Below are 8,483 nucleotides of genomic sequence, written 5' to 3' on the forward strand. Positions count from 1 at the left end.
AGGTCTCCCTGCTCGAATTCGTGCGCTACGAGTTCGAACAGCCGAAATATGACGTCGACGAATGCCGCCAGCGCGGCATGACCTACGCCGCGCCGCTCAAAGTGACTCTGCGACTGATCGTATTCGATGTCGATCCCGACACGCAGGCGAAGTCCGTCAAGGACATCAAGGAGCAGGACGTCTATATGGGCGACATGCCCTTCATGACGTCGAACGGCACCTTCGTCGTCAACGGCACCGAACGCGTCATCGTCTCGCAGATGCATCGCTCGCCGGGCGTGTTCTTCGACCACGACAAAGGCAAGAGTCATTCCTCGGGCAAGCTGCTGTTCGCCGCCCGCATCATTCCCTATCGCGGATCCTGGCTCGACATCGAATTCGACGCCAAGGACATCGTCTACGCGCGCATCGACCGTCGCCGCAAAATTCCGGTGACGTCGCTTCTGTTCGCGCTCGGCCTCGACGGCGAGACGATTCTGTCGACCTTCTACAAGACGATCCTCTACACGCAGGACGGCGAGAACTGGCGTATGCCTTTCGACGCCGAGCGCATCAAGGGCGTGAAGGCCGTCGCCGACATGATCGACGCCGACTCCGGCCAGGTTATTCTCGAAGCCGGCAAGAAGCTTGCCGTGCGCGCCGCGCGTCAGCTCGCCGAAAATGGCGTGAAAGCGATCCGAGTCGCGCCCGAAGAGCTCTACGGACAATATCTCGCACAGGACCTCTTCGATCCCGCCACCGGCGAGATCTTCGCCGAAGCTGGCGACGAGATCACCGCCAAGACGCTGCCGTCTCTGATCGAAAAAGGCTTCGACGAACTGCCGGTGCTCGACATCGACCACATCAATGTCGGCCCCTACATCCGCAATACGCTCGCTGTGGACAAGAATTCGAGCCGCGAGGAAGCGCTGTTCGACATCTATCGCGTCATGCGTCCGGGCGAGCCGCCGACGATGGACACGGCGGAAGCCATGTTCCATTCGCTGTTCTTTGATCCGGAGCGCTACGACCTCTCGGCGGTCGGCCGCGTCAAGATGAACATGCGCCTCGATCTCGACGCGCCGGACACCACGCGGACGTTGCGTCGCGAAGACATCATCGCGGTGGTGAGGGCGCTCGTTGATCTGCGCGACGGCCGCGGCGAGATCGACGACATCGACCATCTTGGCAATCGACGCGTGCGTTCGGTCGGCGAACTGATGGAAAATCAGTATCGGCTGGGCCTGCTGCGTATGGAGCGTGCCATCAAGGAGCGCATGTCCTCGGTCGATATCGACACGGTCATGCCGCAGGACCTCATCAACGCCAAGCCGGCGGCGGCGGCGGTGCGCGAGTTCTTCGGTTCGTCGCAGTTGTCGCAGTTCATGGACCAGACCAATCCGCTGTCGGAGATCACCCATAAGCGTCGTCTGTCGGCGCTTGGTCCGGGCGGACTTACCCGCGAAAGGGCAGGCTTCGAGGTGCGCGACGTGCACCCGACGCATTACGGCCGCATCTGCCCGATCGAGACGCCGGAAGGTCCGAACATCGGCCTGATCAATTCGCTCGCGACCTTCGCGCGAGTCAATAAATACGGCTTCATCGAAGCGCCTTACCGCCGCGTGCGCGACAGCAAGGTGACGGGCGAGGTCGCCTATCTCTCGGCGATGGAAGAGGCGAAATATCACGTCGCCCAGGCGAACGCGATTGTCGACAAAGACGGCAATCTGACGGAAGACCTTGTGCTCTGCCGTCACGCCGGCGACGTGATGCTCGTGCCGCGCGAAAAAGTCGACGCGATGGACGTGTCGCCCAAGCAGCTCGTCTCCGTGGCCGCGGCGCTGATTCCGTTCCTTGAGAACGACGACGCCAACCGCGCCCTCATGGGCTCGAACATGCAGCGCCAGGCGGTGCCGCTGGTCAAAGCCGACGCGCCGCTCGTCGGCACCGGCATGGAGGCGATCGTTGCGCGCGACTCGGGCGCCGCGATCTCCGCGCGCCGCACCGGCGTGGTCGACCAGATCGATGCAACTCGTATCGTCGTCCGCGCGACCGAAGAACTCGATCCGGGCAAGCCCGGCGTCGACATCTATCGGCTGATGAAGTTCCAGCGCTCGAACCAGTCGACCTGCATCAACCAGAAGCCGCTCGTTCGGGTCGGCGATCTTGTGCAGAGAGGCGACATCATCGCCGACGGCCCCTCGACGGACCTTGGCGATCTGGCGCTCGGACGCAATGTCCTCGTCGCCTTCATGCCGTGGAACGGCTACAACTTCGAGGATTCGATCCTCCTCAACGAGCGCATCGTCAAGGACGACGTGTTCACCTCGATTCACATCGACGAATTCGAGGTGATGGCTCGCGACACCAAGCTCGGTCCAGAAGAGATCACGCGCGACATTCCCAACGTCTCCGAAGAGACGCTGAAGAATCTCGACGAGGCGGGCATCGTCTATATCGGCGCCGAAGTGCAGGCGGGCGACATTCTCGTCGGTAAGATCACGCCCAAGGGCGAAAGCCCGATGACGCCGGAAGAGAAGCTCCTGCGCGCCATCTTCGGCGAAAAGGCCTCCGACGTGCGCGACACCTCGCTGCGCGTGCCGCCGGGGGTTCAGGGAACGATCGTCGAAGTGCGCGTCTTCAACCGCCACGGCGTCGAGAAGGACGAGCGCGCCCAGGCGATCGAACGCGAGGAGATCGAGCGTCTTGCCAAGGACCGCGACGACGAACTCGCGATTCTCGACCGCAACGTCTATGCGCGCCTCTCCGAGACGCTGATCGGCAAGGCCGCCGTCGCCGGTCCGAAGTCCTTCAAGAAGGGCGAGAAGCTGACCCAGACGATTCTCGACGAATATCCCCGCTCACAGTGGTGGACCTTCGTCGTCGAGGACGACGCGCTGATGGCGTCGATCGAAGCCGTGCGCAAGCAGTATGACGAGTCGAAAAAGGGACTCGAAAACCGCTTCCTCGACAAGGTCGAGAAATTGCAGCGCGGCGACGAACTGCCCCCCGGCGTGATGAAGATGGTCAAGGTCTTCGTCGCGGTGAAGCGCAAGATTCAGCCCGGCGACAAGATGGCCGGCCGTCACGGCAACAAGGGCGTCGTCTCGCGCATCGTGCCGCAGGAGGATATGCCCTTCCTCGAGGACGGCACGCCCGTCGACATCGTGCTCAACCCACTCGGCGTGCCGAGCCGCATGAACGTCGGACAGATTCTCGAGACGCATCTCGGCTGGGCCTGCGCCGGTCTCGGCAAACAGGTCTCCCAGGCGGTCGACGCCTATTATCGCAGCAAGGACGTCAAGCCGCTGCGCAAAATGTTGACCGAAATCTACGGCGACGACCGGGAGCTCGCCGCGCTCGACGAGGCGAGCCTTGTCGAAGTCGGCAAGGACTTGAAGCGCGGCGTGCCGATCGCGACGCCGGTCTTCGACGGCGCGCGCGAGAAGGATATCGTCGAGATGCTGGAGAAGGCGGGTCTGGCTTCATCCGGCCAGGTCACGCTGTTCGACGGACGCACCGGCGAGACCTTCGACCGCAAAGTGACTGTCGGCTACATCTATATGTTGAAGCTGCATCACCTCGTTGACGACAAGATTCACGCGCGCTCGATCGGACCCTACTCGCTCGTCACCCAGCAGCCGCTGGGCGGCAAGGCGCAGTTCGGCGGTCAGCGTTTCGGCGAAATGGAGGTCTGGGCGCTCGAAGCCTATGGCGCCGCCTACACGCTGCAGGAAATGCTGACCGTGAAATCGGACGACGTCGCCGGCCGCACCAAGGTCTATGAGTCGATCGTGCGCGGCGACGACACCTTCGAGTCTGGCATTCCTGAGAGCTTCAACGTGCTCATCAAGGAAATGCGTTCGCTGGCGCTCAATGTCGAACTGACCAACGCGGCGCCGGAAGAGGAAGCGCCGCCGACGGCGGTGGAGGCGGCGGAGTAAGTTCGCGGTTTCCTCTCCCGCTTGCGGGAGAAGGAACGCGCCAAAAGATTTTCGACCGGCGGAAGACGCACGCGGCGCTTCCTTCCCGGTCCAGGAGAAGACGATGAATCAGCAAGAGGTCATGAATCTCTTCAATCCGGTCGTGGCCACGCAGGCCTTCGACCAGATTCAGATTTCGATCGCGAGCCCGGAGAAAATTCTTTCCTGGTCTTACGGCGAAATCAAAAAGCCCGAGACGATCAACTACCGCACGTTCAAGCCCGAGCGCGACGGCCTTTTTTGCGCGCGCATCTTCGGTCCGATCAAGGACTATGAGTGCCTGTGCGGCAAATATAAGCGGATGAAATACAAGGGCGTCATCTGCGAGAAGTGCGGCGTCGAGGTCACGCTCGCGCGCGTGCGGCGCGACCGCATGGGCCACGTCTCGCTCGCCGCGCCCGTCGCGCACATCTGGTTCCTGAAGTCGCTGCCCTCGCGCATCGGCCTGCTTCTCGACATGACGCTCAAGGATCTTGAGCGCATCCTCTACTTTGAGTCCTATATCGTCATCGACCCGGGCCTGACCCCTCTCAAAGAGCGTCAGCTGCTGTCGGAAGAGGAATATCTGCGCGCCCAGGACGAATATGGCCAGGACACGTTCACGGCCATGATCGGCGCGGAAGCGATCCGCAAGCTTCTCGAGTCGATGGATCTTGAAGCGATCGCGGCGTCGCTGCGTATCGAAATTTCCGAAGCGAAGACCGAACTCAAGCCCAAGAAGCTGGCGAAGCGCCTCAAGATCATCGAGGCCTTCATCCAGTCCGGCAACAAGCCTGAGTGGATGATCCTGAAAGAGGTCCCGGTCATCCCGCCGGACCTGCGTCCGCTCGTCCCGCTCGATGGCGGCCGCTTCGCGACCTCGGATCTGAACGATCTCTATCGCCGCGTCATTAACCGCAACAATCGTCTGAAGCGGCTGATCGAACTACGCGCGCCTGACATCATCATCCGCAACGAAAAGCGCATGTTGCAGGAGGCTGTCGACGCGCTGTTCGACAACGGCCGCCGCGGACGCGTGATCACGGGCGCCAACAAGCGTCCGCTGAAGTCGCTCGCCGACATGCTGAAAGGCAAGCAGGGCCGCTTCCGCCAGAATCTGCTCGGCAAGCGCGTCGACTATTCCGGCCGCTCGGTGATCGTGGTCGGTCCGGAGTTGAAGCTGCATCAGTGCGGCCTGCCCAAGAAGATGGCGCTGGAGCTGTTCAAGCCCTTCATCTATTCGCGCCTCGACGCGAAGGGCTATTCGGCGACCGTGAAGCAGGCGAAGAAGCTCGTCGAAAAGGAGAAGCCCGAGGTTTGGGACATCCTCGACGAGGTCATTCGCGAACATCCGGTGCTGCTCAATCGCGCGCCGACTCTGCATCGCTTGGGCATTCAGGCGTTCGAACCGGTGTTGATCGAAGGCAAAGCGATCCAGTTGCACCCACTCGTCTGCGCCGCCTTCAACGCCGACTTCGACGGCGACCAGATGGCCGTGCATGTGCCGCTGTCGCTCGAAGCTCAGCTCGAAGCGCGCGTCTTGATGATGTCGACGAACAACATTTTGCATCCGGCCAATGGTCAGCCGATCATCGTGCCGTCGCAGGATATCGTTCTCGGCCTCTATTATCTCACGCTCGAGCGCGACGGCGAGCCCGGACAGGGCATGGCGTTCGCGAGCCAGGGCGAAATCGAGCATGCGCTCGCCGCCAAGGCGATCACCCTGCACAGCAAGATCAAGGGCCGCGCCTGGACCTATGACGAGAAAGGCAAGCGCGTGTTGAAAATTTTCGACACGACGCCCGGCCGCATGATGCTCGGCCAGCTCTTGCCCAAGCACACCAAAATCCCCTTCGACGTCGTCAACAGGCTGATGACCAAGAAGGAAATCTCGAACATGATCGACACCGTCTACCGCAACTGCGGTCAGAAGGAGACGGTCATCTTCTGCGACCGGATCATGTCGCTTGGCTTCCGCGAAGCCTTCAAGGCGGGCATCTCCTTCGGCAAGGACGATATGGTCGTGCCGGAAAACAAGGAGAAGATCGTCTCTGAAACGCGCGCGGCGGCGAAGGAGTATGAGCAGCAGTATAACGACGGCCTGATCACCCAGGGCGAGAAATACAACAAGGTCGTCGACGCCTGGATGAAGTGCACGGACAAGCTCGCCGAGGAGATGATGCAGCGCATCTCGGCGGTGAGCAAGGACGAGCACGGCCGCGATGTGCCGATCAACTCGATCTACATGATGTCCCATTCCGGCGCACGCGGCTCGCCGCAGCAGATGAAGCAGCTCGCTGCGATGCGCGGACTGATGGCCAAGCCCTCGGGCGAGATCATCGAGAGCCCGATCATCTCGAACTTCAAGGAAGGCCTTACCGTCCTTGAATACTTCAACTCCACGCACGGCGCCCGCAAGGGCCTCGCGGACACGGCGTTGAAGACGGCGAACTCGGGCTATCTCACGCGGCGTCTCGTCGACGTCGCGCAGGATTCGATCATCTCGTCGACCGACTGCGGCTCAAAGAACGGCATCCGCATGCGCGCGATCATCGACGCCGGACAGGTCGTCGCCTCGCTCACCTCGCGCATTCTCGGCCGCACCGCCGCAGAGGATCTGATGTCGCAGGATGGCAAGACCGTCATCGTGCGCGCCGGCGATATGATCCAGGAGCGTCACGTCGACGCAATCAACGCCGCCGGCATTCAGGAGGTCAAGATCCGCTCGGTCCTGACCTGCGAGGCGTCGAACGGCGTTTGCGCCAAGTGCTACGGACGCGATCTCGCGCGCGGCACGCCGGTCAACATGGGCGAGGCCGTCGGCGTCATTGCGGCGCAGTCGATCGGCGAGCCGGGCACGCAGCTGACCATGCGCACCTTCCACATCGGCGGCGCGGCGCAGCTCGCCGACCAGTCCTTCTTCGAGTCGAATTTTGAGGGCAAGGTGCACGTGCGCAACCGCCATCTCGCCCGCAACTCGGACGGCGACCTCATCGTCATGGCGCGTAACGTCGCCATCGTGATCCTCGGCCCGAACGGCGAGGAGCGGGCGGTGAACCGCATCCAGTATGGCGCCAGGCTGAAGGTCGACGAAGGCGACAAGGTGAAGCGCGGCCAGCGTATCGCCGAATGGGATCCCTATACGCGGCCGATCATCAGCGAAATCGACGGCGTCATCGGCTTCGAGGATCTGGTCGAAGGCCAGTCGATGTCGGAGACCGCCGACGAATCGACCGGCATCTCCAAGCGCATGGTCATGGACTATCGCCTTAACCTGCGCTCGGCGAGCCTCAAGCCCTCGATCGTCATCAAGGGTCCGGACGGCAAGATCGGCAAGCTGCAACGCGGCGGCGACGCCCGCTATCTGCTGCCGGTCGATTCGATCATTGCGGTCGAACCCGGCGGCACGGTGAAAGCGGGCGACATTGTCGCGCGTATTTCGGTCGAGAGCGCCAAGACGCGCGACATTACCGGCGGTCTGCCGCGCGTCGCGGAGCTGTTCGAAGCGCGCCGTCCGAAGGATCACGCGATCATCGCGGAAATCTCCGGTGTCGTGCAGTTCGGCAAGGACTACAAAAACAAGCAGCGGCTCAGCATCATCCCGCAGGAGGAAGGCGGCGAGCCGGTCGAATATCTGATCCCGAAGGGCAAGCACATTCACCTTCAGGACGGCGACGTCGTCGAGAAAGGCGATTACATCGTCGACGGCAATCCGGCGCCGCACGACATTCTGGCGATCAAGGGCGTGGAGGAGCTTGCGGCTTACCTCGTCAACGAGATCCAGGAGGTCTACCGGCTGCAGGGCGTCAACATCAACGACAAGCACATCGAAGTGATCGTGCGTCAGATGTTGCAGAAAGTCGATATCGTCGATCCGGGCGACGCCGGCTTCCTCGAAGGCGAGCAGGTCGACAAGCTGGAGCTCGAAGAGGCGAACGCCAGGGCGATCGAGAACGGCGGCAAGCCCGCGACAGGCACGCCGGTGCTGCTCGGCATCACCAAGGCCTCGCTGCAGACGCGCTCCTTCTTCTCGGCCGCCTCCTTCCAGGAGACGACCCGCGTCCTCACCGAGGCCGCCGTCAACGGCAAGATCGACCCGCTCATCGGCCTCAAGGAGAACGTCATCGTCGGCCGTCTGATCCCGGCCGGCACCGGCGCGGCGATGTCGAAATTCCGCGCCATCGCCGGCGGTCGCGACGAGCTTATTATCGAGCAGCGCGCCGAAGCCGCCGAACCCGCGCCGGCGCTGCCGCCGGCGGAGTAAAGTGCGACCGGTACGGAACGCGAAAAGGCCGCCCCGAAAGGGCGGCCTTTTTTGTTCGCTGAATAGAAAACTGGAGTGGCGTCGTGAATGATGATGTCTATCGAAACATCGACGACGTTTGCGAGACGATCCTCGCGGCGCTTGACGGGCAGGAAACTTATTAGCCTGAACCCCAGGCCCCTCACCCTAGCCCTCTCCCCGCTCGCGGCGAGAGGGAATTACGCGCGCCTATAAACATGCCCCAATCCCTCCCCGCCCGCGCCGCGCGCGCGCTGATC

General features: G+C 62.3%; 2 protein-coding genes. Both read left to right on the top strand.

Annotated elements, in window-relative coordinates:
- Window positions 1–3,923, top strand: a 3,923-nt coding sequence (rpoB, locus tag QZ964_RS17890) for a DNA-directed RNA polymerase subunit beta (RefSeq protein WP_292533222.1), incomplete at its 5' end; no start/stop codon positions are given.
- A 103-nt stretch (window positions 3,924–4,026) separates the two neighbouring features.
- Entirely contained in the window at window positions 4,027–8,205 is a 4,179-nt protein-coding gene (gene rpoC / locus QZ964_RS17895) for a DNA-directed RNA polymerase subunit beta' (RefSeq protein WP_292533224.1), read from the top strand.
- Window positions 8,206–8,483: the final 278 nt, after the last annotated feature.

The sequence above is a fragment of the Methylocystis sp. genome (genome assembly GCF_021731785.1).
Taxonomy (GTDB): Bacteria; Pseudomonadota; Alphaproteobacteria; order Rhizobiales; family Beijerinckiaceae; genus Methylocystis.

What these genes read in the sequence shown, in the direction of transcription:
- rpoC (WP_292533224.1), top strand. Translation starts at nt 4,027, where the DNA reads ATGAATCAGCAAGAGGTCATGAATCTCTTCAATCCGGTCGTGGCCACG.